The 25,318-nt window shown below is 21.7% G+C and carries 34 protein-coding genes; 29 read left to right on the top strand and 5 right to left on the bottom strand.

Going from position 1 to position 25,318, the window contains the following annotated elements:
- Positions 1-107: 107 nt before the first annotated feature.
- A complete protein-coding gene (locus AAHM98_RS04005; protein ID WP_342277171.1) occupies positions 108-962 on the bottom strand; it encodes a TrkA family potassium uptake protein in 855 nt (284 codons plus the stop codon).
- A gap of 911 nt (positions 963-1,873) precedes the next feature.
- On the opposite strand from AAHM98_RS04005, the gene AAHM98_RS04000 reads away from it, so the two are divergent.
- The 17 genes from AAHM98_RS04000 to AAHM98_RS03920 all read left to right on the top strand — a co-directional run bounded on the left by AAHM98_RS04000 (position 1,874) and on the right by AAHM98_RS03920 (position 11,756).
- Complete coding sequence (locus AAHM98_RS04000) at positions 1,874-2,062, top strand: hypothetical protein (RefSeq protein WP_342276212.1); 189 nt, start codon at positions 1,874-1,876, stop codon at positions 2,060-2,062.
- Complete coding sequence (locus tag AAHM98_RS03995; protein ID WP_342277170.1) at positions 2,062-2,259, top strand: hypothetical protein; 198 nt, start codon at positions 2,062-2,064, stop codon at positions 2,257-2,259. The genes AAHM98_RS04000 and AAHM98_RS03995 overlap by 1 nt, the downstream gene beginning before the upstream one ends.
- Before the next feature lie 17 nt (positions 2,260-2,276).
- On the top strand, positions 2,277-2,462 hold the full coding sequence (locus tag AAHM98_RS03990; RefSeq protein ID WP_342277169.1) for a hypothetical protein: 186 nt from the start codon (positions 2,277-2,279) through the stop codon (positions 2,460-2,462).
- Positions 2,463-2,783: 321 nt separating this feature from the next.
- Complete coding sequence (locus AAHM98_RS03985; protein WP_342277168.1) at positions 2,784-2,963, top strand: hypothetical protein; 180 nt, start codon at positions 2,784-2,786, stop codon at positions 2,961-2,963.
- A 12-nt stretch (positions 2,964-2,975) separates the two neighbouring features.
- A complete protein-coding gene (locus tag AAHM98_RS03980) occupies positions 2,976-3,134 on the top strand; it encodes a hypothetical protein (RefSeq protein WP_342277167.1) in 159 nt (52 codons plus the stop codon).
- On the top strand, positions 3,124-3,297 hold the full coding sequence (locus AAHM98_RS03975) for a hypothetical protein (RefSeq protein WP_342275760.1): 174 nt from the start codon (positions 3,124-3,126) through the stop codon (positions 3,295-3,297). The genes AAHM98_RS03980 and AAHM98_RS03975 overlap by 11 nt, the downstream gene beginning before the upstream one ends.
- 113 nt (positions 3,298-3,410) lie before the next feature.
- Positions 3,411-3,569, top strand: coding sequence for a hypothetical protein (locus AAHM98_RS03970; RefSeq protein WP_342277166.1), 159 nt, complete (start codon positions 3,411-3,413; stop codon positions 3,567-3,569).
- Entirely contained in the window at positions 3,556-4,197 is a 642-nt protein-coding gene (locus tag AAHM98_RS03965; RefSeq protein WP_342275949.1) for a PD-(D/E)XK nuclease family protein, read from the top strand. Before AAHM98_RS03970 ends, AAHM98_RS03965 begins: the two co-directional genes overlap by 14 nt.
- The gene (locus AAHM98_RS03960) at positions 4,197-4,994 is read left to right on the top strand and encodes a recombinase RecT (RefSeq protein ID WP_342275986.1); all 798 of its coding nucleotides are present in this window, start codon (positions 4,197-4,199) and stop codon (positions 4,992-4,994) included. Before AAHM98_RS03965 ends, AAHM98_RS03960 begins: the two co-directional genes overlap by 1 nt.
- Positions 4,987-5,508: a hypothetical protein gene (locus tag AAHM98_RS03955; RefSeq protein WP_342277165.1), complete on the top strand. Its 522-nt coding sequence runs from the start codon at positions 4,987-4,989 to the stop codon at positions 5,506-5,508. Before AAHM98_RS03960 ends, AAHM98_RS03955 begins: the two co-directional genes overlap by 8 nt.
- On the top strand, positions 5,508-5,657 hold the full coding sequence (locus AAHM98_RS03950) for a hypothetical protein (RefSeq protein ID WP_342277164.1): 150 nt from the start codon (positions 5,508-5,510) through the stop codon (positions 5,655-5,657). Before AAHM98_RS03955 ends, AAHM98_RS03950 begins: the two co-directional genes overlap by 1 nt.
- Before the next feature lie 4 nt (positions 5,658-5,661).
- Positions 5,662-6,006 carry a hypothetical protein gene (locus AAHM98_RS03945; RefSeq protein ID WP_342277163.1) on the top strand — a complete coding sequence of 115 codons (345 nt, stop codon included), beginning with the start codon at positions 5,662-5,664 and terminating at the stop codon, positions 6,004-6,006.
- The gene (locus AAHM98_RS03940) at positions 6,006-7,136 is read left to right on the top strand and encodes a hypothetical protein (protein ID WP_342276432.1); all 1,131 of its coding nucleotides are present in this window, start codon (positions 6,006-6,008) and stop codon (positions 7,134-7,136) included. The genes AAHM98_RS03945 and AAHM98_RS03940 overlap by 1 nt, the downstream gene beginning before the upstream one ends.
- 1 nt (position 7,137) lies before the next feature.
- The gene (locus AAHM98_RS03935) at positions 7,138-8,493 is read left to right on the top strand and encodes a hypothetical protein (protein ID WP_342275751.1); all 1,356 of its coding nucleotides are present in this window, start codon (positions 7,138-7,140) and stop codon (positions 8,491-8,493) included.
- Positions 8,447-9,157, top strand: coding sequence for a hypothetical protein (locus tag AAHM98_RS03930; protein WP_342277162.1), 711 nt, complete (start codon positions 8,447-8,449; stop codon positions 9,155-9,157). The genes AAHM98_RS03935 and AAHM98_RS03930 overlap by 47 nt, the downstream gene beginning before the upstream one ends.
- Before the next feature lie 20 nt (positions 9,158-9,177).
- Positions 9,178-11,406, top strand: coding sequence for a hypothetical protein (locus AAHM98_RS03925; RefSeq protein ID WP_342277161.1), 2,229 nt, complete (start codon positions 9,178-9,180; stop codon positions 11,404-11,406).
- A gap of 38 nt (positions 11,407-11,444) precedes the next feature.
- Positions 11,445-11,756 carry a hypothetical protein gene (locus tag AAHM98_RS03920; protein WP_342277160.1) on the top strand — a complete coding sequence of 104 codons (312 nt, stop codon included), beginning with the start codon at positions 11,445-11,447 and terminating at the stop codon, positions 11,754-11,756.
- Between the two features lie 102 nt (positions 11,757-11,858).
- Here AAHM98_RS03920 and AAHM98_RS03915 read toward each other — a convergent pair whose 3' ends face one another.
- Both AAHM98_RS03915 and AAHM98_RS03910 read right to left on the bottom strand, forming a co-directional pair.
- Positions 11,859-13,664: a hypothetical protein gene (locus AAHM98_RS03915; RefSeq protein ID WP_342277159.1), complete on the bottom strand. Its 1,806-nt coding sequence runs from the start codon at positions 13,662-13,664 to the stop codon at positions 11,859-11,861.
- A gap of 464 nt (positions 13,665-14,128) precedes the next feature.
- Positions 14,129-14,974 carry an Mbov_0401 family ICE element transposase-like protein gene (locus AAHM98_RS03910; RefSeq protein ID WP_342277158.1) on the bottom strand — a complete coding sequence of 282 codons (846 nt, stop codon included), beginning with the start codon at positions 14,972-14,974 and terminating at the stop codon, positions 14,129-14,131.
- Between the two features lie 95 nt (positions 14,975-15,069).
- Between AAHM98_RS03910 and AAHM98_RS03905 the strand changes: the two genes are divergently transcribed.
- The 11 genes from AAHM98_RS03905 (at position 15,070) to AAHM98_RS03855 (ending at position 22,392) form a co-directional block, all read left to right on the top strand.
- Positions 15,070-15,435: a hypothetical protein gene (locus AAHM98_RS03905; protein WP_342277157.1), complete on the top strand. Its 366-nt coding sequence runs from the start codon at positions 15,070-15,072 to the stop codon at positions 15,433-15,435.
- Positions 15,436-15,538: 103 nt separating this feature from the next.
- Entirely contained in the window at positions 15,539-16,069 is a 531-nt protein-coding gene (locus tag AAHM98_RS03900; protein WP_342277156.1) for a hypothetical protein, read from the top strand.
- A gap of 12 nt (positions 16,070-16,081) precedes the next feature.
- A complete protein-coding gene (locus AAHM98_RS03895) occupies positions 16,082-17,401 on the top strand; it encodes a hypothetical protein (RefSeq protein ID WP_342277155.1) in 1,320 nt (439 codons plus the stop codon).
- 3 nt (positions 17,402-17,404) lie between these two features.
- Positions 17,405-17,695, top strand: coding sequence for a hypothetical protein (locus tag AAHM98_RS03890; RefSeq protein ID WP_342275923.1), 291 nt, complete (start codon positions 17,405-17,407; stop codon positions 17,693-17,695).
- On the top strand, positions 17,661-17,972 hold the full coding sequence (locus tag AAHM98_RS03885) for a hypothetical protein (RefSeq protein WP_342277154.1): 312 nt from the start codon (positions 17,661-17,663) through the stop codon (positions 17,970-17,972). The genes AAHM98_RS03890 and AAHM98_RS03885 overlap by 35 nt, the downstream gene beginning before the upstream one ends.
- A 137-nt stretch (positions 17,973-18,109) precedes the next feature.
- A complete protein-coding gene (locus AAHM98_RS03880) occupies positions 18,110-18,517 on the top strand; it encodes a hypothetical protein (RefSeq protein WP_342277153.1) in 408 nt (135 codons plus the stop codon).
- Positions 18,517-19,026 carry a hypothetical protein gene (locus AAHM98_RS03875; protein ID WP_342277152.1) on the top strand — a complete coding sequence of 170 codons (510 nt, stop codon included), beginning with the start codon at positions 18,517-18,519 and terminating at the stop codon, positions 19,024-19,026. Before AAHM98_RS03880 ends, AAHM98_RS03875 begins: the two co-directional genes overlap by 1 nt.
- Before the next feature lie 20 nt (positions 19,027-19,046).
- Positions 19,047-19,178, top strand: coding sequence for a hypothetical protein (locus AAHM98_RS03870; protein WP_342277151.1), 132 nt, complete (start codon positions 19,047-19,049; stop codon positions 19,176-19,178).
- Positions 19,141-19,434, top strand: coding sequence for a hypothetical protein (locus AAHM98_RS03865; protein WP_342277150.1), 294 nt, complete (start codon positions 19,141-19,143; stop codon positions 19,432-19,434). Before AAHM98_RS03870 ends, AAHM98_RS03865 begins: the two co-directional genes overlap by 38 nt.
- Before the next feature lie 8 nt (positions 19,435-19,442).
- Positions 19,443-19,958 (top strand): hypothetical protein, encoded by a 516-nt coding sequence (locus AAHM98_RS03860; protein ID WP_342275917.1) that lies wholly within the window; start codon positions 19,443-19,445, stop codon positions 19,956-19,958.
- A gap of 388 nt (positions 19,959-20,346) precedes the next feature.
- Positions 20,347-22,392, top strand: a complete 2,046-nt coding sequence (locus AAHM98_RS03855) for a hypothetical protein (protein ID WP_342277149.1) — start codon at positions 20,347-20,349, stop codon at positions 22,390-22,392.
- Between the two features lie 101 nt (positions 22,393-22,493).
- Here the strand turns inward: AAHM98_RS03855 and AAHM98_RS03850 are convergent, their stop codons facing one another.
- Positions 22,494-22,721 carry a hypothetical protein gene (locus tag AAHM98_RS03850; RefSeq protein ID WP_342277148.1) on the bottom strand — a complete coding sequence of 76 codons (228 nt, stop codon included), beginning with the start codon at positions 22,719-22,721 and terminating at the stop codon, positions 22,494-22,496.
- 82 nt (positions 22,722-22,803) lie between these two features.
- Complete coding sequence (locus AAHM98_RS03845; RefSeq protein WP_342277147.1) at positions 22,804-24,591, bottom strand: hypothetical protein; 1,788 nt, start codon at positions 24,589-24,591, stop codon at positions 22,804-22,806.
- Between the two features lie 249 nt (positions 24,592-24,840).
- On the opposite strand from AAHM98_RS03845, the gene AAHM98_RS03840 reads away from it, so the two are divergent.
- A complete protein-coding gene (locus AAHM98_RS03840; protein WP_342277146.1) occupies positions 24,841-25,251 on the top strand; it encodes a hypothetical protein in 411 nt (136 codons plus the stop codon).
- Positions 25,252-25,318: the final 67 nt, after the last annotated feature.

Genomic DNA, 25,318 nt, shown 5'->3' with positions numbered 1-25,318 from the left:
AAATCGACACATTTCGGGCGATAAGTGAAAATATTTTGTTTTAGATTTTTTAATCAAACCTTGATTTTATTTTAAAATTAATATTCACTTTATTGTTAAAAAGATTATTACTTATCTTTTTTGGCTTTAGGTTTAGAACTAGGTATTTTTTTAACATTAGAACCATTATTTTTACCGAATTTTTTTTTATTTTTTTTACCCCATCTTTTTCAAAATGGTAACTTCTTTTCTTGCGCTTTAGTAATCACTCGTTCAGGTACTTTCGTACTATTGTTTATAGAAAAATCGTTATAAACATTGTTAATATTATCATTAGAACTAATGAATAATAACTCATCATTTAACATTAATATTTCATTTCTACTAGGGATGATGACTTTACCATCGCGTTTAATAGCCACTAAGTTAATCTTATAATTAGTAGGAATGCGTAACGCTTCTAACTTCTTGTTAGTAAATCTCATATTTTTAACAATCACACTAGCAATTGAATATTTATCATCAACCGTTGTTAAATCAACACCTAATTTTCAAATAGCACGATAAGCAGCTTTTTTCCCTGCTTCTGTTTCTGATAAAATAATATTAGTAATACCAATGGCTTCTAAAATTAATTGGTGGGTACTATCAACAGCTTTGGCTACTAAATTAAGACGATTTAAAGTATTATTCTCACGATGAATTGCTAAAACATGAACAGCAGTGACAATTGATGCTGCTAAATCAGACCCCACAGCAATAATAATATTTTGAATTTTATGAATACCAGCATCTTCTAAGGCTCCTCGATTAGTAGAATCTAAAATTAAAGTTTCAGAAGCAATAGAGGAAACTAATTGACAGCGTTCTTCTTTTTTATCTATGGCCAAAGTAACTTTACCTAAATCTTCTAATGTTCTAACAACCGAAATACCAAATTTTCCTAAACCAATGACACAAAAATCATTTTCTGATGAAGACATTTGTACCCTTCTTTCTGTACTAATAATATTTACTTATACAAACGTATTATAATAAATTATACCTTAATTCAAAAGATATTAGTAATAAAACCAGATATCATAATTTTAAATATTGTTATCTTTCAAATTTGGTATTTGTTGTTAGAGTCTTGATTTTATTAGTTTATTCACCATTAGCAAACATAACTAACTTCATCTCAATTTTTAATAAATTTAATTTAAAATCAACTAGTAATTTTTATTGATTTTAGTTTTGATATTTTTTGACAGAATAATAAATTTTGGGAGCATAACTATGTTGTCGATTATCATTCATTAATTGTCTTAAAATTATAAAGTTAGACGAGAATAATTGAGACTAAGTTATGTAATTGTATATTAATCTTAGCACTTAGAAATCTATACGTTAGATTAATTCGTCCGTGCGGGGTGAGTAAAGTTAATGGTTAGATTTAATAAAAATATAAATGAGAGATAATACTCTCATTTTTTAATTGTTAAATTAAATATACTGTCGTAGAAGTCAAATAGTGAGTACTAAATGTAAATACTTCTATGTCAGGATAAAAGAGTGATTTATTAAAATTAATAGAATTGTTATTGTATGTAATAGAGTTTAATTGAATGGCCTTTTGGGTTCAGTAAGGATACTTATAGATTATGTAATAACCATAAACCCTGTTTTATTTTTATTTTTTAAATCATTACACTAAAGGGGGTTATATATAAATACATACCTTATAAATTATATATTAACATAAATTAAATAATTAGTATATATATTTTTATTTTTTTAGGCTTTATCACCTACAGTGATAAAGATCCTATTTATAAGATTTAAAAAAAGAAAATAAAAAACAGCAACTGCTTACTAAAAGTAGCAGTGCTGAATAAAAAGAAAGGTTTTTAAAATGAAACATAATTTTACTGTTAAAAGATATTATTGTAATTATTGTGATACTTATAGAATAAAACATTTATTTTATTTTCAAAATATATTTTTACAAGATAAAAATAATAAAGTTATTTGTATTTATTGTTGAAAATTAGAATTACATTTAAAAGAAATTTGATATGAAAAAAAAGAAAGGAAATATTAATGAGTATTGAAACAATCATATTATTAATAATAATAGGAATTTTTGCATGAATAATATTAACAACTCTGGGTTTATTTATGTGTAATGATAATAATGCAATGGGAGTAATAATATTATTTATTACTTTAAATCTTATAGGTTTATTATTAGGAATTGCAATTATTTATAATAAAAAACAAAAAGAAAGTAATAAATAAAAAGAAAGGTTTTTAAAATGATAATAGAATTTTCACAAGACCAAATTATTAAAGAAACAAATAATGGTGCAATAATAATTGAATTTGGAGAATATAAAATATCAATTTCTAAATGTTTTATTAAAAAAAATTCTTTTAATATTGATGAAACACGAATATATTGAGTTTTTAAAGATAATATAAAAAAAAGAATTAAATGGTAAAGAATTAAAAGAATTATTAAAACAATATATTCAAATTGAAGATTTAAAAGAAAAACCAATAATAAATAATAAAATTATTGAAAAATTAATTACTTTTGAATTTTATAAAAAATATAATGGTTATTATATTGGACAAATAAAAAATGAAGAATGTTTTAAATATAATATTACCTGAGAAAAAGATAGAAAAAGTTTTAAAATAAATAATCCATATAATCATAATGATTTAGTAATAAATTATATAGTAACATCATTAAAAGATTTAGTAACTCATAATAATAAAATATTTTATTTAAAATATTAAGAAAGGAAATATTAAACATGCAATATGTTTATTTATTAAAATATACAGTTAATTATACAAATGAAATAAAATATAAAGTTTTTACTAAAATTGAAAATGCTATTAATTTTCATAAAAATTATAAACATTATATATTAAAGAATGCTTATATTGAACATTATGAAATATTAGTAATGGAATTAAATATAAATAGTTAAAGGAGAATATATATGTATTTATGAAAAGAAAATATTGAATATAAAAAAACTTATTTAAATAATATTATTACTACTCATAGTTGTGATATATGTCGTAAACAATCATCTATAAATAATAGAACATGTAATAACTGTTTTTATAAATTAATAGGTAAAAATAATGAAATGTAAATTACATAATAAAAAATATATTTGAATTAGTGAAATAGATAATTCTTATTATTGTAATAAATGTATTAATAATATGATTGAAGAAGATATATATTTAACAAGTGATAACTATGATAGTTTATATAACTATTATATTAATGAATTACAATTAGAAAATTTTTAAAGGAGTGTAAATAATAATGGATAAATTAATTAATTATTTAGAATTACAACTTACAGTTAATAAATATATTAATATAAAAGATTTAATAAAAGATATAGAAGATGGTGATTTTAATGCCAGCCCTTAAGAAAAATAAAGAAGATTTAATTAATAAACAAATTCATATTAGAGCTAATAAAAATGATTATTATAAATTAAAAATAATTTGTGTAGAAAAAGATATTACAATTAATAAATTTGTAAGGAATTTAATTAAAAATGCAATTGAATAATAATTTAATTTTTAAAAAAGATACACATCAATATTTTATTAAAAATAAAGAATTAATTTCAGTTTCTAAAATTATTCAATATTATTTATATGAAGATAAAAATCCTTATGAAAATATACCTTTTGATAGATTAGAAAATGCTAGATTAAGAGGAGAAACTGTTCATAAAGTAGCAGAATTATATTTTAAAAATATAAATATTAATAATATAAAAGATAAATTATTAAATAATATTCAACATTTATTTAATAAAAATTATTTACAATATTGTGAAAATTTATTAAATAATTTACAAGAATTTAAAGTAAATACTAAATATATATGTGAACAAGTATTTACTTATGATATTATTGCTGGAACACCAGATTTAATTTATAAAGAAAATAATTTATATACAATAATTGATTTTAAAACATTATCAAATATGTATAAAGAAAATAAAGAAAAATCAATATTACAATTAACCGCTTATTATTGAATATTAAAAAATAATGGTTTTAATTTATCAAATACACATTATATTTATTGAATTCAAAAAGATAATGTAGAAAAAATATTAGTAGAAATAACAGATGAATTAGTATATGAATGAGAAATGGCAATTGCACTTTGAAAGGAAAATCACTAATGGCAAATTTAACTTTACCTAAAAATATAGATAAATCAAAAATACAACAATTTACTAACTATTATGAATTAACAAAATTAAATGATAAAAAATTATCAACATTAAATCCACAATCAGTTATTAATACTTTAGCAACTATATTTGAATTAGATTTAAGTAATAATCCAATTAAAAAAGAAATAGCATTAATACCTTATAATAATGAATTACAAGTACAAATACAAGAAGATGGTTTTTTAACTTTATTACAACGTTCAAATTGTGTAATTGATTTTCAAAGAGAAATTATTACTGATAAACATATTTTTAATAAAGAAACTCAACGTTGAGAATTAGACCCTAGTAAAATATTTGAAAATAAAATAATTATTGGTTATTATGGTATGATTTCTATTAAAAATTATTTAGGTAAAATAATTACTTTTATTAAAGGTATGACTAAACAAGAATGTGAAGAACATAGAAAAAAATATAGTAAAGCAAATGGTAATAGTCCATGAACTACTAGTTTTAATGCTATGGCACTTAAAACAGTTATTAAAGCAATTATTAGAGATATTAATAAAGACCCTAGTATTAAATTAGAAAATCAAAATATTATTGATAGAGCAATGCAAATTGATCAAGCAATAGTATTAGAAAATGAAAATATAATGTATGTTGATAATCCAAATAATGATAATAAAGAAATTAAATTAAAATCTATTGAAGAACCAAAAGAAGAAATAAATATTAATTATGAACAAATACAAACTAATATTGATAATTTAGATAAGGTAGTATTTAGTAATGAATAATTATTTACTTTCAATTGACCCAAGTATAAAAAATACTGGGTTTACATTATGAGAAAATAAAAAACCAGTATGAATAAATAGTTATAGTTTTAAAAAATATACTGAAAAATATATTGAAATTAAATTTAATGCTTTTATAATTGATGAAATTAATAGTTATGATGAATGTATAAATAAAAATAATTTATATTTAGTAATTGAACGTGGGATATTTAATCCAAAATTTGGTAAAGGTAAAGAAACTTTAGACCATTTACGTGGTTTTATTACTGGACAATTTAATAAATTATTAACAAAAGATATGTTAATAAGTCCTAAACAATGACAAAATTGATATTTAAAAGAATGAAGTGTAGCAAATTTTAAAAAAATTAATAAATGAGATAAATACTTATCATTAGAATTAGCAAATGAATTAATTGAACAATATTATTGAAATATAACAATATCAAATCATGATGAAGCTGATAGTTTATTAATTGGTTGATATTATTTAGATAAGGAAGTGAAATAATGTCTTGATGAGAAATTTTATTAATTAAATTACAATCTACAGATTTAGAAAATACTTCTGTTCAATTTTTTAAAATGTGTAAAAAACATCAATTAGATTTTAATAATAAAGTAAAAGAAATAAAAGAATATTATAAAAATAAGGAGTAATAATATGAATAAAGAATTTACTTATTTAAATGAAATTAGTTATTGATTATTAAATAAAAGTGATTTTACTCATAGTGAATATAATCTTAGTGGTAGTAGATATTCTAGTAAAACATATAGTATAGCAGAAGAATTAGCAATATTAATAGTTATATCAATTAAAGTACAAAAATCAATTGCTATTTATGCATTTAGAAAATTAAATAAAGATATTAATGATTTAGTAAAAGAAATATATAATGCTTTAATAATAATTGGATTGAATGATTATAAAGACTTTACTTTAAAATACCCTAATAAGCAAGCAGACTTTCGTTTTAAAGGTTTTAAATCATTTATTAGGGTATAATGGGTGTATATAGTAATTCAAATGATAGAATACCTTTAAAAGGTCTTTCTCGTAGTGAAATAAAAGGTTTTGATTTAGCAATTGAATGATGTGAAGAAGCAAATGAATTTAGTCAACAAGAATTTCAAGCAATAACATTTGCATTAGGTAATGCTAAAAAAAGAATAAAAATAAAAAGTTGTAATCCAGATAATATTTATCAATATTATATTGAATATATGAATAAAATTGTACCTTTTAATTTAGAAATAATGAAAGAAAAAAATGAACAAATTAAATCAATATTTGATAATAATATTTTTAAATTATTTCATTATAGTAATTGAAAAGTAAATGCTCATAATCTTACATTAGATATGATTAATGATTTAGAAGAATTAAAAGTATTAGATCCAATTAAAGCACAAAGTTGATATTATGGTGTACCAAGTATTTTACAAGGTGCTATTTTTGCTAGATATTTAGATAAAGTTAATACTAAATTAGATTTTCAAGTACAAAGATTAACTGGTGGTTTAGATATAGGTATGGCAACAAGTCCAAGTGGTCATCCTACATCTGCTTCATTATGATTTATTGGTGAAAATGATAATGGTAGAAGAGCACATAAAGAAAGTGAATTTTATCATAGTAATGTTACTATGCAATATAAAGATACTGATACTTTAGCAAATGATATTATTAATTATTATATTAATGAAAGTAAACGTTATATAGCAATGTTATTTGGTTTTACTTGTTATGTTGATTATGGTAATGGTGGGTTAGTATTTATTGATGTTTTAAAAAGTTGAGTTAAAAAACGTAATATAACATGATTAAAATTTATAGCAGTAGATAAATCAATTTTATATTTAAATGATAGAATTGATTTTACAACAATTTGTATGCTTAAAAATATTATTAGTTTTAATTGAGAAAGATGTCCAGAAACTAAAAGACAATATAGTTTAATGCAATGATTAGATAAAAAGAAATTAGATACTAATAATAATAGTCCGAAAATGTTAGATTTACATGATGATACTTGAGATAGTGATATGTATGCATTAATGCATGAAATGAAATGATTAATTAATGGTATTAATAATAAATTATTAATTAATAAAAATAATTTTGGTGGTGATTAATATGATAAATACAATGGAATATTTAAGTTGTGATAAAAAAGATTGATATATTGATATACCAATGATTATTGCTCAAAAATCAACTAAATTATGATTAGGTAAAGGATTTTTATTTAATTCAAGTAAAAAAGAAATATTAGATTATCTTAATGAAATGAATTTAAAAGATAAATGATTAGAAAAATTTTATAAATTTGGTTTACAAAATTCACTAATGGGTAAAGTATTTATTATGATTATAGTTAATGAAGATAATAGTAAATCCCTTAAAATATTACCTAATAGTTTTTGTGGTAGAGTTGCTAAATATAATGAACAAGAACAATCAGCAGAATTTTATTTTATTAATGAACAAGCAGATAGTGCTACTTTAACTTGAGTAACAATACAAAATGGAAAAGTTAAATATGAAACATATAAAGATAATAATAAAGATATTATTTTAGGTTCTACAAGAACTAAATTAAAACCAAATATAACACCATTAAATACTTATGAAATTAAAAATCCATTTAATTATATTCCTATTTTTGAAATAACTAATTTACCAATTATTAATTTATATGGTAATACAACTACTTTAAATGCATATCCAGATTGTACAGCAGTATGAGATTTAATATGAGATTTAAATCAAGTTATTAAGAAAAAAAGATTAGAAAGAGAATTTAATGTTACTACTTTATTTGCTGTATTAGATAATGAAACAGTTAAAGAAATGCAAGAAAATGGTAATATTATTGAAAATCCTAAAAAAGATATGATAGTTAATGTTGGTAGTGCTGGATATGATAAAAATGGGAATGGTAGTATGCAAATTATACAAGGTGACCCAAAATTTAGTGAATATTGATTAGATTATAATGGTACTGCTAAAGCAATATTTAATGGTTCTGGTTATGATTATGATGAACATGGTAATGATGTTTATACTAATAAAACACAAAGTATGTTTAATAATAAATTTGATATGGAAACAACAGAAATTAAAATAGCATTTTATAGTGCTTATTTTTATCGTATATTTGATTTACTTCTTATTAGTGAAAATTTATGAAATGGTATTGGTGAAAGACCTTATTCATTTAAATTTATACCTATAGCAATGACTGACCAAATAGTACAAGACCAAATTATTAATTCAAGATTAAATAATGGTACTATGACAGTAAGTGAAGCAATTGGTGAATATGATAATATTGACCAACTTATGGCAGAAAATAAATTTGAAAATATTATTACAGAAAATAAAAAATTAAATAAAGAATTAGGAGATAGTGAAAATGAGCAATCATCAACGAATTCAATTAATGAAACACGCACATCTAAATCTAAAGAGACAACAAGCAATAATTAAACGTTTAAGTCATTGAAAAATATTTCCATTTATAATTAATAATGGAGCAATACCTTTAACTGAAACTGGTTATAAACCTATTAATAGTAAAATTAGTGATTTTGGTCAATATGAATTAATACTTTCTGGTAATACTCCAGTTGTATGTATTTGAAAAAATAGTACTAAAATCTATCAAAAAAATAAAGGTATAACAGACCCAACTACTCATAAAACTACTGGACAAGACCAATATTATACTAAACAATATAAAATTGGTGATTATTGAAATGCTTATTTAATTGATGATACAAGTGGTGTAGATTTTGGTGGTTTACCTAATAATCAATTATTTAAAACAATTTCTACAACAAGACAATATATATTAGTTATGTTTGAAGAACAAATTACAGTAGATGATTATTTACAATTTTTTTGTGTATTTAATGATAAAAATGAAAATATTGGTGGTAATACTGGTAAAAATCAAGATAGACAATTATTATATATTTCAAATGTAACTAATTATTATAGTCCTTATAATGGTGAATTTAGTATGCAAGTATTAACTTTTAGTTCAGTTAATGATAGAGCAGTAGCAAGTGGTCAAAATACGCTTGATTATGTACAATATGCAAGTCCAGGTAGTGGTTATGCTTTCCCCCTACTATTCAAAATAGTTTAGTAACGTTAAATCGTACTTTAATGCGTGATATTGGAGTTAGATATAGTCATAGACAATCTTATGGTTTAGAATTATTATCTAGTTGTTATTATTATGGTAGACCTATAATACAAGGTCAAGCACCTAATCAAATTAATAATAATGAAATATTTGAACAAAAAGTATTTGCTTCAAGAAGATTATTTATTGCTGGTAATAATGACCATTCAAATACATCAGTTAAAAATAATGGTGGTTTATTAGCAGGTATTAATGATAAAATAACTACTAATAGTCATCCAGAAACTACATTTTATAATTTAATGGATGTAAAACCTACTGGATATCTTAATTTTAAAAATTGAAAAGAATGATTATCAACTAGTTTAAATTTACAAGCAAATTTATTTGTTACAAAAGATTTTAAAGGTATGTTAGCATTTGATAAAACAAAAGCAACTAATAGTAATGGTACAGCAATTGGAGAAGCTAAATTCTTTTGAGATAGTGAATGAAATATTAATAATATCTCTGGTAATTATAATGTAGATATGTCTAGTAATTTTAAATATAAAGACCCAGATACTAATTTAATTATTGGTTCACCAACTGTAGATTATTCAAAAATAAGTCAAAAATATATGAGTGCTATATTAAATTTTAATTCAGTAGTATTTAGTAGTTTAATACAAATGCCTTATGATAGTGTACAATGATTACCTTTTGCTTTAAGTGATATACCATTAATTGGTAAATTATTAAATGTTTTAAGTTTAGGTATTCCAATTGGTTTTATTATTAATCAAAATAATCAACAATATAAAAAAATGTTATATTTTAATGGTTTTATGTCAGCATTTTTTACAAATAATTTAGAAAATATTATTGGTAATGGTGGTTTAATTCCATTAAATGCTTTTGCTAATGAAAATGCTTTTGCTATTGGTAAATTATTAGGTGCTAATATTTCTACAACTGCTATGACTATGAAATTAACTGATAGAATATCAGTATATCCATGAGACCCTAAAACTGGTCATAAATTAAAAACAAAAGAACAAATAAGTACAGTTGATTTATCACAAAAGAAAAATAATAAAGTTTATATTTTAGCAGAAGATACTGAATTTTTAAATATAGCAAGTCCATTAACTAACTTAGACACAGAAATGCAATGAAATCCAACAAGTAATGGTGTTAGTGAAGGTTCTAATTATGCATACATTATTGATACAATTGTAACTCAATCATTACATCAAGGTGAAGAAAGACATACATTTTATAGTGATAATCCATTTACTTATCAAGGTGATTATAATGAACTTTCAATAGCACAATTTAGATATAAAAATAAAGGAGCATTAACTAGTAATGCTTTTAATTGAACTACTTTATATAAATTAAATCATGATGAATATAAAGAAACTGAAGAAACTACATTTAGTTATCCAGCAAATATCTTACCACCAAGTCCACAAAATATAGCAAAACAAATAGTTATTATTCCAAGTAATCCTACTTATACTGCTGATTTACCATTAGAAAAAATATTTGATATTAATAGTACCAGTGATTATAGTATGAGATATGCTCCTTATAATTGAAATAATTTTGTAGAACCAAAAATTAAGCCCTTAGAAATTGATTTAGATATTAAATCATTATTAGACCCAACTTTATTAATAAAAAACTTTGAAGATTTACAAAGATATTACAAAAGTATTGATATTTATATTTCTTGAAATTATAAAACAAGTAAACATACTAATACTACTTCTACTTATCCAGATTTTTATACATCTCAAACATTTAGTGAAAAAGAATATACACATACATTTCCTTATGATTTAAAAGACTTACTTTATTATAGTAATAATAAAGAATTATTAGTAGATAATGATAATTATAATATTAATAAATACGATAATGATTTAAGTCATACTTGAAAAGGTATTGCAACAATGGGTAAACATGTAAATAACAAAGATAACTTGTATATATTAAATGAAAAACCAATAAACGTTTCAGCAACTGAAGACCATAATGGTACTATTTACAATAAACAATATAATAGTAATATTTTACTTGGATTTAAAAATTTAGATAATTCAAGATTAAAATTTATACTGCAATTATTTCCTACTTATTTATACTCTATGGCTAATAGAACTGGAAGACACCCAAATAGTCAACATGAAGATTTATGATATATTGAAAATACAGACAGTTATTCAATATCAATTACTAAAATAGTATTAAATGTAAGATAAATGTATTATAATTTATTATTATAAAGGGGGAGATAAAAATGCCAACTTGAGCAATAATATTAACAGTGCTAGGTTCTATATTACTTTTAGGTTTTATTACATTATTTACAATGATAGGTGTAGCTATGTTAACTTGCATACGAGAAGATAGGAGTGCTTGGGGTATTCTAGTTTTATTCATAACATTAAATATATTTGGTTTAATAATAGGTATAATAATAATTCAAAAAAAATATAATGGATTGTTAGAAGAATTAGGAATTAAAAAAGGTAAATTAATTTTATATGATTATGAAAAAAGAAAAGAAGTAAAACAATTACAAGAAAAAGATAAAACCCCACAATCTTAAATAATAATGTATAATATAAAAATTCTTACTTAGAGTTTAATTAAGAAAAACATTAGGTTGGCACCTAATTAAAAAGTTACCTTAATTGGTAACTTTTTATATTTATTCTTGTAATTCTTCTAATTTTAAAATATTTCCATAAATAATACCACCAGCGTTGTTAATTCTAATAAAATTATTACTAACTTCTAATTTAAACAACTCAATTCTATTTTTAACTAAACTTCAATTTCGTACATAACTATCTATTGTATATATACAATCATTCTTGTTTGATACTAGTTTATCAAATTCTTTAGTTATAGAATAAGAAATAGGTTGCGTATCTCCGTATCACATATAAGTAACTCTATATTTTTTACCCACAATAAAATCATATAAAATTCTATCTTTAGTTTGTCTTGTTCCTACTTCTTTTCATTTTGGACATGGACAAGGTGTTGGTGGTATTGGTGGAGTTATTGGTAATATTTGTTCACTATAATTTTTAGTATTTGTATTTTCTGCTTCTTCTAATGAAAGCAAAAAACCAGTTTGATAATTATATTTTTTTAAATAAATCATTGCTGATGTAACACCTAAATCAACATAATTAGTTACTACCTTTTGATTATTTTCTGCTTGAAATGTACTATCTAATATAGCAGGTGCGCCTCTTCACATAAAAATTAAATATTTACTACTTCCATTACTTTTAAGATATGCTCATGAATAAGCAACTCTATATAAAGTATTTAATTTAAAATTATATTCAATATTTTCATTACTAATAGTACCAACTGATTTTCATTTAATAAAATTTAATTCATTAATTTTATCATCAACATATTTTTTATGTGGAATATCTAAATCATCAGTTACAAACGGATTATTTCTATATGTTAATGTATTAGCACCTTTTTTAATAACATTATTAATTAAATTAGTAGTAGTATCTTTATCATCTTTATTATCAAATATTCTATTTTCATCAACTGAACTTCCCCCAGTAGCACTAATTTTATTATTTTCATTAATAGCAGGAACAATTTCTTTTTTATCTGTAATTAATTTTTCATCTTTAATATTTTGTTTCAAAATTATATTACTCATATTATTAGTTACTTCAGTATGAAGTTGACTAATTTTTAATTCTACTGATTTTATATCATTATTATGATTTTCAATACTTTCTTTTTTATCTAATAAATTATTAGTTTCTTCTTTTTTATAATAATCAGTTAAATCTGGTGGTTCACTACCACCAGTAGCACTAATAATATTATCTTTAATAGTTATATTAGTACCTGCAATTAATTTATCTTGTTTTAATAATAATTTATCATCTGCATATTTTTTTGGAATTAAAGTTCCATTTAAATAACTTGAGTAATCTTCTGTAAACGGATTAAAATTTTTATAAGCAACTCATTTATATATAAAATTAGGTACTAAAGTATGTTTTAAAATTTCAATAGCATTTTTTTTATCATCAAGGTCATCAAAATAAATTACTTTATCACTAACATCACTATTAACTATATGAGTTTCTTTATCATATTTAATATTAATAGTTTTTTTTGGACTTTTAAATTCAGGTACTGTAGTACTTGTATTAATACCTCTAGTATCAATATTAACAACTGGTCTTAACATATTTTGTGTATTAGTAATAGTAATTTTAGTTCTAATATCTAATGATTTTATATTAGTATATGGTATATATGCATTTAATGGACTATCTTCTCCACAATTTGAAATAAATTTATTAAAATAATTATTTTTTTGTGGTTCTATTCCTTTTAAATTAAAACCTTTAATATTTGGATATTCTTTAATTTTTCTTAAATAATTAAATACTTCGGGTGGGATAAAATAAGGGTCATCTGGATTAGTTTCACTATAAGTTAATCCACCTTGACCCCGCACTAATGGGCGTATAAAGTTAATAGTTATAATTTAATTTTCTTTAAATGAAAGACAACATTAAATTATTTAATTGTTGGTATTATTATACCATACTATTAATATAAATACAGCATTTTTACTTTTTATTTTTATTATTTTATAACAAAAATTCCTAACTATTTAAGTTAAGATTTATTTAGTTTTAATAATATTAAAACAATAGATTTAATTTATTAATTCTTGCTGAATTAATTAAAAGCATATTATTAAATACTTTATCTGAATATATTTTAGCACCATACCCTTTTAATGATTTAACTAAATGTGAAACATCACTTTCAGCACAAACACCTTGATTTCAGTTTTCTTTTTGATTAATAATACCTTCTTTATTATTTTTAAAATATTTATATATTTTTTCATCAATATTATTTACTTTTAAAAATTTTAATAATTCATAATATTTACCATTATAAAATAGTTTTTTAGCATTTTTTAATTTTTCATTTTCTATTAAAAATAAATGCTTTTTTTAATGTTTTACAAGCATGATATCTATCAATTAAATATGGAATATTTTCTGATTTAGCAGAAGTTTTAATTCAAGGTGCGCCATCACCAATAAATACTAAACTACTTTTATTATAAATAAAATTTGAATTAAGAAAATCATAAATTTTATCAATTAATTCTACTTTTTTAATTATTTGACCATTTTTAGTTTTCATAAAAATAATTTTTTTATCTTTCAAAACATTTCTATTTTTAGTAGATTTTTTTAAATCTGTACCATTATTTGCGCTAATTGTACGAATACGATATTTTTGTTTTTTATTATCATTTAATAAATTTAAAAAACAATCATCCATATTTACAAATAATTTTTCATTTTCTAAGACTATCTTTTTTTCTTTTGGTTTTTCAATATTTATTTTAGTATTTTTCATTATATTAGTAATAGACATCTTAGAAATATGAGAATTTGGAATTATATCTTTAATATCACATTGTCTTTTACCATTTCCTGAGTTTTTTATTACTATATTTTCTAAAATATCAATTATTCTTTTTCTTTTTTTAATTTTTATATAATTATCTAATGGATAAAAATATTCGTTATTTTCTAAATTTAAATAACATTTTCTATAAATATTTTCTACTATACCATATTGAGTTTTTGGGCTTCTTTTAGCAGTTTTAACATATTTATATTTAGTTTTATACCAATCATTATCATAATTTAATCATTTATTTTTTAAATAATTAATAGTATTGTTATTTATTTCATTATCAAAATTATAATAATTAAATTCATTATTAATTAAAGTCATAATATTAATTCCTTTCTTAATTATTAATCTAAAATGATTATATATAAGAATAATAGTAAATGTTATAATATACATAAGGATAAAAGGTGAATAATATGCCAAAACAAAGAAAAGAATTAGGAGATTATGAGGTTAAAATTAGTAATTATTTACGAACAAAAAATAAAACATTAACACCACAAGGATTAAATAACGCTCTTGGAATTGATAGAAAATTTATATATGATTGCCGACGTAGAAATAGTCCATGACAAGTAAAATTTTTAAAAAGTTATGATAAAACACGTAGTATTATTTCAACTCATATGTTAGAAAAAGCATTAGTAACTCCACAATTAATTTATGAACATTGAAGAAAATCACATCCTAATGAATTTGATATTATTGAAGAAGATAATAATACACAAAGTAATATAATTATTAATATTACTGAACCAAGAAAAATTGAAAATAATGACTAGAACATCTATATCAAATATAGATTTTTTATTTATTTTAAAGGATAAAAATGATATAATTAATATTAAGGAAACAGTAGTCATTCTGTGAGAATAGGAGTTAAATATGGAAAACTTTAACTGAGATAAAAGTAAAAATTATACTAATGAAGAATTAGAAAGTTTATTAGAACAACACCGAAATTTTGTTTACAAAACTACTAAGACTGAATTAGAACCAAAACTACAAGAACAACAAACTAAATTAAAAGAATATGAAACTAAAATTAATAGTTATGAAGAGCAACAATTATTTTCTAATATTAAAGATACTAAAAAAGTAAATTTAATTAAAAATTTAATGAGTATTGATAATTATAAATCTTTATCTAAACAAGAAGCATTTAATAAAATAAATGAAGATTATAAAGAATTTCTTATTGATAAAATATCAGAATCTTTTAAACAAGAAAATAAACCTAATACAAATGATTTTAATCCTAAAACTCTTTTAGATTTACATACAAATAGTATTAATCTAGAAGAATTAGAAAGAAAATTAAATGAAAAAGCAAAAACTACAGGTATTACTGACCCTAACGAATTAGAAAAACTTGTAAATTTAGCAAGAGGAAATGCACTTAAATCTATTAAATAGAAAGAGGATAAAATGGCAATTCCACAAATACCTAAAGCATTTATTATTGGTGATAATACACCTACTGAAAATGCTGTTTTAAGTGTACTTGAAGCACAAGTTCGTGGTGAGTTAACTGCTGAAATAAGTACTTTATTTATGAGAAATACTGTTACTGCTGACCAAATAGTAAATATTAGTGGTGTCGCAATGGCAATATATAGAGCAACATTTCGTGTATTATGAGGTTCAACATGAGATGAATTTACTGGTACTAAAAGACAAAAAGGAACAGTTAAAACAACAACATTAATTATTGATAAAGAATTAACAATTGATTTTAATATTCCAGAATTTGATATTGAAAGATTTATGACTTCACCAGCAAATGTAGCAACTCAAATTGTTTCAAATTGAACAAGTTCATTTATGAGAAATTTAAGAGAAAATTTTGAATTAATATTTTTACAAGGTACCAAAGATTATGCAATTGCTAAATCATTAGTATTACCTTTAAATTTAAATAATATGACTAAAGAACAAGCATTAAATGCTTATTATATAATTGGAGAAAGAAATAATAAATTAATTAAAAAAGTAGATGATATTACGGTTGGTATTAATAAAGCAGATTTAACTGGTGCTTGTGGTATTGATAGTAGTTTTAATTTGGCAAAAGCATTTACATTATTAAATTATGGTCAAATTGCTGCAAATACTTTAGCAACTGGTAAAAGATATACAAATCAAATTATGGGTATGGAATTTTATGAAAGTTTTTATTTAGAACAAGATTTTATTCATGATACAGTTTCTGGTATGCATTTAGAAAAAGATTATAATTTATTAAATTTATTTGGTGTAGTTTATAACAGATATATGTGAGGTATGCCTATTTCATTTACAAAAGTAAGAAATAAATTAGATAATGCAACAGATAATATTCGTATTATTGGGAAAGCATTATATGCATTACCAAGTGCAATTAGACCAGATTTAATGTATATTATTCAAGAAAAAATGCCAACAATTGATGAAATTAAAACAGCAAGAGCAAAAAATTATAAAACAGACCCAACTAATGTTAATGCTACTTATCAATCAACAGATTATGATAATATGAATATTTTAGATTTACAAAATATAATTTATTATAAAGATTTAGGAAAAATTACTATTGCTAGTGATAATCCTACTAGTGATGAATTAGATATAGCAATAGTAAAAATAGGTAATGTTGGATTTGAACCTAAAAAAGCAACATATACTAATATTACTAATACAAGTGCAACTATGACTGGTGATAATAAAGAATATTATGGAACAGTTAAATTAACATTTACTAAGGCTTAAATTATGGAATTTATATATAAATATTTTAATGATAAATCACATATTATTATAAATTCCCCAAAACCAGAAGATTTAAATAGTTCACAAGATATATTAGCAATATTACTTTATGAATTTCCAACATTAAATCCAAATTATATAAGAGTAAGTAATGTACATGATAATTTTGCTGTATGTGTTGGAGATAATGTTAATTTAAAAGGTAAAGTATTAATTCAAATTAAAAAATCTACTAAATTATTAAAAGGAGAAAATAAACATGCCACAACATGCTGAAACTATACCATTGAGTAACTATACTTTAATAAAATTAATAAGAACAGGTATAAGTCCAATTTCAGCAATGATTGGAACCAGTGCTTATTATGGTCAATTAATAGGTAATCCAATATTAGGTTCAATTAATAGTTTATTATTTGGTAAAAAATTAGGTTTAGATATATGAAATTTAAATCAAAGACCTTCTTCTAAAACTAAATTTATTAATACTTCTAAAAAAATATTATTAGGTTTAGGAACTATTACTTTAGTAAATTATAGTAAGTTTTTAAAACTGTTATTACACCAATAGAACCTACTACAACACCGTTTCCTATTACTAGTAGTACAACACCTATACATACAACAACATTAAGCACTACAACTTCTAGTACAACAACTGTTAATCCATTTCCAGATAATTTATTTAATAATAATTCTAATAATTTAATGGATTGAGATACTTATATTTCATTAAATGCTTATGGTATTTCAAATCTTATTAGTGGAATTACTGAATTAATACCTAATAGATTTGAACCAATAAGAAAAATAGCAAATATGGGTACTGTTGGGTGTTTAATTAGTAGTGGTGTAGCAATGGGTATTAATAATGATTTTAATAATGCTTATGCTATTCCTACAATAATAGCGGGTGCTAGTGAAATTATACATAATTTATTACCAATGAAAACAAATCATGATAGAGAAATGCAAGAAACTTCATTTATTGATAATGAAACTCAACCAATAATATCAGATGATAATAATTTTGATTGAGATAACTATGAAACAAGAGATACTATTAATGATTATGACCCTAATATTCAACGTAGTAATAGTTTATTTACTTTATAATGTTACCTTTAATTATTAGATTAATATATTCTGCATTAGCTAGTGATGATATTCGAGTATTAATTGTTAGTTTATTAAAAAATTATAGTAAAGATAATGGATTAAAATCAGTGTTAGATAGTGAAAATGTTTCTATTGAAGAATTAAATCAACCTTATTCAGTTTTTAATCCTAATATTGCTAAAAAATTATTATCTATTTTAAAACCTAATGAATTAACTATTTTAAAAACTGAATTAGATAAATTATTTGTTAATCCAATTAAAAAAGTTAATAATTTATTTAAAGATAATAAAACTAAAGATACTAAAGATTTAAATAATAAAGATGTAAAAGAAACTGATAATAAAGATGATAAAGGTTGAGTAATATTATCTAGTTCATGATTAAAAAAAGGTTTATTTTATAAATCTAATAAATCACTTAAATTAGGATTATTACAAGTTTTAATACAATCTGATACATATAAAATAAACGTTGATATGGTCCATATACTTATCCTAATGTAAATGAAGAGACTTGAGAATTAATGAAAGTTCAAAAAGGTAAAAATGGTAGTGGTGCTGGAACAATATTTTGAAGATATTTTTTAAGGGGTTTTTTAACTTCACAAATACGTAAATATGTTAAGAAACAACTTAAAGAAGAAGAAAGGTATTAGTAAAGGTAAACAACGCTATAATGTGCTTAAATCAACTAATATTAATGTATTAAAAACAACTGCATTTATTAATAGATTAGAACGTGGATTTTTTAAACTTAAAGAATTTAAAACTTTACCAAAAACTGAATTAGGTAGTAGAGCATGAAGAGTAGAAAGAAAAGAATATTTAAATTTTCATAAAACAAGTAGTACTACTAAAAATATAGGTATTTCTATTTATAAAAATAAAAGTAAATATAAAACATGAAAGTAGGTGATTATATGGATATAGATTTAACAAAACCTATTAAACCAATTGGTATATGAAATACTATTAATCCAATATCAAAAGATAATAAAGAATATAAAAAATTAAATAAAATTTGATTTAATAAAAATAGTACTCATATAGATAAAATCAAAATATTAATATCTAATATTTTAAAAATAACTAGTCATATTATTGGTATATTAATAACATTATTTTTTACAATAACACCATGATTACTACCTAAAATACCAATAGAAATGGGAATTGGAAGTTATACAACTCAATATAATTTTACTTGACCTGACCATTTGGTTTTAACTTTATTTCCAATGTTTAGTCATATAGGATTAAATCTAGCAACTAAATTAGGTAATTATGGAAAATTACTTAAATTTGGATTAATAATAATTCCAATTATTATTACAAGTCCTTATTTAATTTATCAATATCAACAAATTAAAAAACATAAAAAAGAATGTATTTTATGTAAAAATCATTCAAATAAAATTCAAATAGAAAAGGTGTAATAAAAAATGAATTTAACAGTATATTTATTAATTGGAATTATAGGAGGAGCAGTTACTAGTGGTGTTATTATTACTTTTGTATTATCTATTATTTCAAAAAAATTAAAAAAAATAAACAAGATATAGTTGCTAAAGAACTTAAAATTAATAAATTAATTGAATATATTATTTTAAATATTAAACAATTAAATGATAGATTACAATTAACAGAAACTCCTATTGCACAAAAATTAGATGCTTTTGATGTTGATGAAAAAGATTTTGAAGATTTTATTATTGCTCAAAAAGCAAAACGTCAAGAATTAACAAATAAAGATAAGAAAAAAGTAACTAAAATTAAAATTTAAAGGGTTTAAATACCCTTTATTTTTACATTAAGGAGTAAATTATGACAATTAAAGACCCAATATTATTTATTACAGTTGAAGAATTTAAATTATCAAAATATTTTAATGAATTATTTTTTGATAAAGTAACTACTCCAGATAATGAAATTTGATTTGCAATATCTGTAGCTAGTAGTAATATTGATTATTTAAGTGGTTTTACTATTAGTAAAAAATGACCAGAAATAACACCAACAGATTTTACAGATAATGTTCAAACAGCAACTACTAATTATGTTAGATTTTTATTAACTAAAGATGTAGATTATTTACGTGGTCAAGGTTCAATTAGTCAAGGTGGATTAACTTATAGTGAAACTAATCCAGATGACCCTTATTTTATCCCACCCGAAGTATTTAATTATTTAAGAAAAATTAAAGAATATCCAAATATTAAAGGTTTTAATTTAAAAGGAATAGAACCACAAAAAAATAATTATTTTAATAAATTTATTTCAAATTGTGGAGAAGATAGTCCATTAAATGCATATATACCATATACTAATATAAAATCATTAGATATTAGAACTAAAATTACTATTACTAATACACAAAATATGTTAAGACCAGTTGTTAATATTGATACTAGAGGTATTAATACAAGTACTACAGTACCTGAATTTAAAAGTCCAAAAAAAACTATTAATATTAAATATGATAAAGAAACTCATATAGTTAATAGTGATGTTAGTGATAAAGTAATTTATTTTGATGACCTTGATGATAAAAAAAATGCTATTGAAATTTTAAAACATACTTTAGTACCTAATTTTATATATAAATGAGTTGCTTATAAAAATTTTAATCCGTTTACAGAAGATTACTCAAGTTATTTAAATGGAACTTTAATTCCAAAAAAATATGCAGATGATAAATTATTATTAAAACAAGATAAATTAATTGCAGGTACTAATATAACTATTAAAGATAATATTATTAGTGCTACTGGTGGTAGTGAACCACCAGATTTAACTGATTATTATAAAAAAGAAGAAACTAATAATTTATTAGATAAAAAAGAAAGTATTGAAAATCATAATAATGATATAAAATCAGTAGAATTAAAAATTAGTCAACTTCATACTGAAGTAACTAATAATATGAGTAATATAATTTTGAAACAAAATATTAAAGATGAAAAATTAATTACAGATAAAAAAGAAATTGTTCCTGCTATTAATGAAAATAAAGTAAATATTGATAAAAAAGAAAATAAATTAAATCTTATATATGAAGCAAATAATAAAAATCAAATATTATATAGAAATGAACCAGATGTAGGTACAGATTTATGAATTCCAAATGGTGGTTGAGTTAAAAAATATGTTGATGATGAAAATAAAAAATTAAATTTTATTAAATGAAAATCAGTTGGTACTATTAGTAATGAAAATATTGAATATAATTTTAAATTAAATACTTTATATCGTGTTAGTTATTCATGAGCATATCTTAAAAGTAATGGAAGTAGTAAATATTTAATTTTTATGTGAAGAGGCGCTCCTGCTATATTAGATAGTACATTTCAAGCAGAAAATAATCAAAAGGTAGTAACTAATTATGTTGATTTAGGTGTTACATCAGCAATGATTTATTTAAAAAAATATAATTACCAAACTGGTTTTTTGCTTTCATTAGAAGAAGCAGAAAATACAAATACTAAAAATTATAGTGAACAAATATTACCAATAACTCCACCAATACCACCAACACCTTGTCCATGTCCAAAATGAAAAGAAGTAGGAACAAGACAAACTAAAGATAGAATTTTATATACTTTTATTGTGGGTAAAAAATATAGAGTTACTTATATGTGATACGGAGATACGCAACCTATTTCTTATTCTATAACTAAAGAATTTGATAAACTAGTATCAAACAAGAATGATTGTATATATACAATAGATAGTTATGTACGAAATCGAAGTTTAGTTAAAAATAGAATTGAGTTGTTTAAATTAGAAGTTAGTAATAATTTTATTAGAATTAACAACGCTGGTGGTATTACTTATGGAAATATTTTAAAATTAGAAGAATTACAAGAATAAATATAAAAAGTTACCAATTAAGGTAACTTTTTAACCTTAAACCCCATATATAAATACAATACTTACCTAAGTAAGTATTTTTTATTATACATTAATATTTATTATTGTGGGGTAATAACTTTTTCTTTATTTTTTGTAATTGTTTTTTCATTACCTAAAATTAATATTCCCCATATAAAACCAAAAATATTTAGTGATATAAACATAAAAATTAATCCTAATGGTTTATTTCTATGGCATAAATCATGACCTTTACAAGCGATTATTGTTAGTAATATTATACCTATAATTGTAGAAACGATTATTACATCTGCTAATCAAAGTTCCATTTTTATTTCTCCTTTTTTAAAACATTTATTGTTTGATTTTTATTATAACAGAAAATAAATTTAATTATAACAGAAAATAAATTTATCTGGGATTTAACACTATTTTAGTAATATTTGTTTTAATATTATTAATATATCTGTAAGCATATGCATAACCTGTAAAATCTGCTGAATATATCATTTCTTGTCTACCAAAAGTTGCAAGTAAATAAAAATCTCAATATAATGCATTATTAATATTAATTATTCCTATTTGTAAAGGATTAGGATTTTCATATTTTTTTTCTATTCCAACTAATCTTTCGCCTACTGTAAAACTATATGAAAATAAATTAATAACCCCATCAGTAATATTATTTTTTCCATAAACATAAGCATAAGCACCATCATCATACTTATTAGTGATATAATCAAAGTTACTTTTAGAACTATTATTAGCGCTAGGTTCACTAGTTACAAAATTTAAGTTTTTTAAATCAATAGTAACAAAACTACTTTCTATTTTTGAATTTCTAAAATTTTCGGTTGTATAAAAACTAGAATTACCACTGTGACCTGCTATTGAAACATAATTATTTTGTATTTCTTCTTTTGTTTCTATTTCATAATCATAATATATAGTTATACTTTTATAATATCTTTGTAAGTCATTAAAAGTATTAATTAATAATGTTCGGTCTAATTTTGATTTAATATCTATCTTTTTTCTAGCTATTACATTTTGATTTTTATTAATTCATTGTTGAATATCATTAACATTTGGGGGAGAAATTATAAGTGTATTATTTTCATTAGCATTAATACTTATATTAGGTATTATAATTATTTGTTTTGCTATGTTTTGTGGACTTGGTGGTAAGATATTTGCTGGATAACTAAATGTAGTTTCTTCAGTTTCTTTATATTCATCATGATTTAATTTATATACAGTTGTTCAATTAAAAGCATTATTAGTTAAAGCACCTTTATTTTTATATCTAAATTGTGCTATTGAAAGTTCATTATAATCACCTTGATAAGTAAATGGATTATCACTATAAAATGTATGTCTTTCTTCACCTTGATGTAATGATTGAGTTACAATTGTATCAATAATATAAGCATAATTAGAACCATCACTAACACCATTACTTGTTGGATTTCATTGCATTTCTGTGTCTAAGTTAGTTAATGGACTTGCTATATCTAAAAATTCAGTATCTTCTGCTAAAATATAAACTTTATTATTTTTCTTTTGTGATAAATCAACTGTACTTATTTGTTCTTTTGTTTTTAATTTATGACCAGTTTTAGGGTCTCATGGATATACTGATATTCTATCAGTTAATTTCATAGTCATAGCAGTTGTAGAAACATTAGCACCTAATAATTTACCAATAGCAAAAGCATTTAATGGAATTAAACCACCATTACCAATAATATTTTCTAAATTATTTGTAAAAAATGCTGACATAAAACCATTAAAATATAACATTTTTTTATATTGTTGATTATTTTGATTAATAATAAAACCAATTGGAATACCTAAACTTAAAACATTTAATAATTTACCAATTAATGGTATATCACTTAAAGCAAAAGGTAATCATTGTACACTATCATAAGGCATTTGTATTAAACTACTAAATACTACTGAATTAAAATTTAATATAGCACTCATATATTTTTGACTTATTTTTGAATAATCTACAGTTGGTGAACCAATAATTAAATTAGTATCTGGGTCTTTATATTTAAAATTACTAGACATATCTACATTATAATTACCAGAGATATTATTAATATTTCATTCACTATCTCAAAAGAATTTAGCTTCTCCAATTGCTGTACCATTACTATTAGTTGCTTTTGTTTTATCAAATGCTAACATACCTTTAAAATCTTTTGTAACAAATAAATTTGCTTGTAAATTTAAACTAGTTGATAATCATTCTTTTCAATTTTTAAAAATGATGAGTTATCGACATCTTTGCCACGTTCCCAAAATTTTTTATAAAAAGCATTGTAAAATATTCAAAATTCGTTAATCTTTAATAATAAATATATAAGTTTTACTTAAAATCATTACTTTAATTTTAAAGTCAATAGGTTTTTATAATTACAAAGGAAGGTATTGTTAATGAAAAAAATTAAATTATTACAGTTAATAATTGTAATAATGTTAGCTTTAATAATTTTAATTACAATTATCGGATTATATTTAATTGGATTTAGTGATTTTCATTATGACGAAAAAGGTTCTCAAAAACGTAATAACGGGTTTGCTACCTTATCACACTTTGGAATAAGTTTTATCGTAGACCATTCTGTAACATATATATGTCATGTTCTAAATAATAAAGAAAACTATCATAGTTTTCTTAAATTGCAAATTGGAGTAATTTTATGTTTAATTATAAGCCCAACTTTATTATATGTAACAATTTTATTTATAACATTTATTTTAGTTTTAAAAATAAAATCTAAAAATAATAATTTTTGAGATGCAATTAGTAATTGTCAAATAATTAACAATTACTATGTTCATTAAATTCAACCAAAGTTGATGAAGATTGACAAATTACCTAATATGTATGGTATAATACGATTAGTTTTAT

Origin of the sequence: Spiroplasma endosymbiont of Nebria brevicollis (assembly GCF_964030895.1) — a bacterium.
In the GTDB taxonomy this organism is placed as follows: domain Bacteria; phylum Bacillota_I; class Bacilli_A; order Mycoplasmatales; family VBWQ01; genus Spiroplasma_E.
This window is presented reverse-complemented; position numbering and strand designations above follow the sequence as displayed.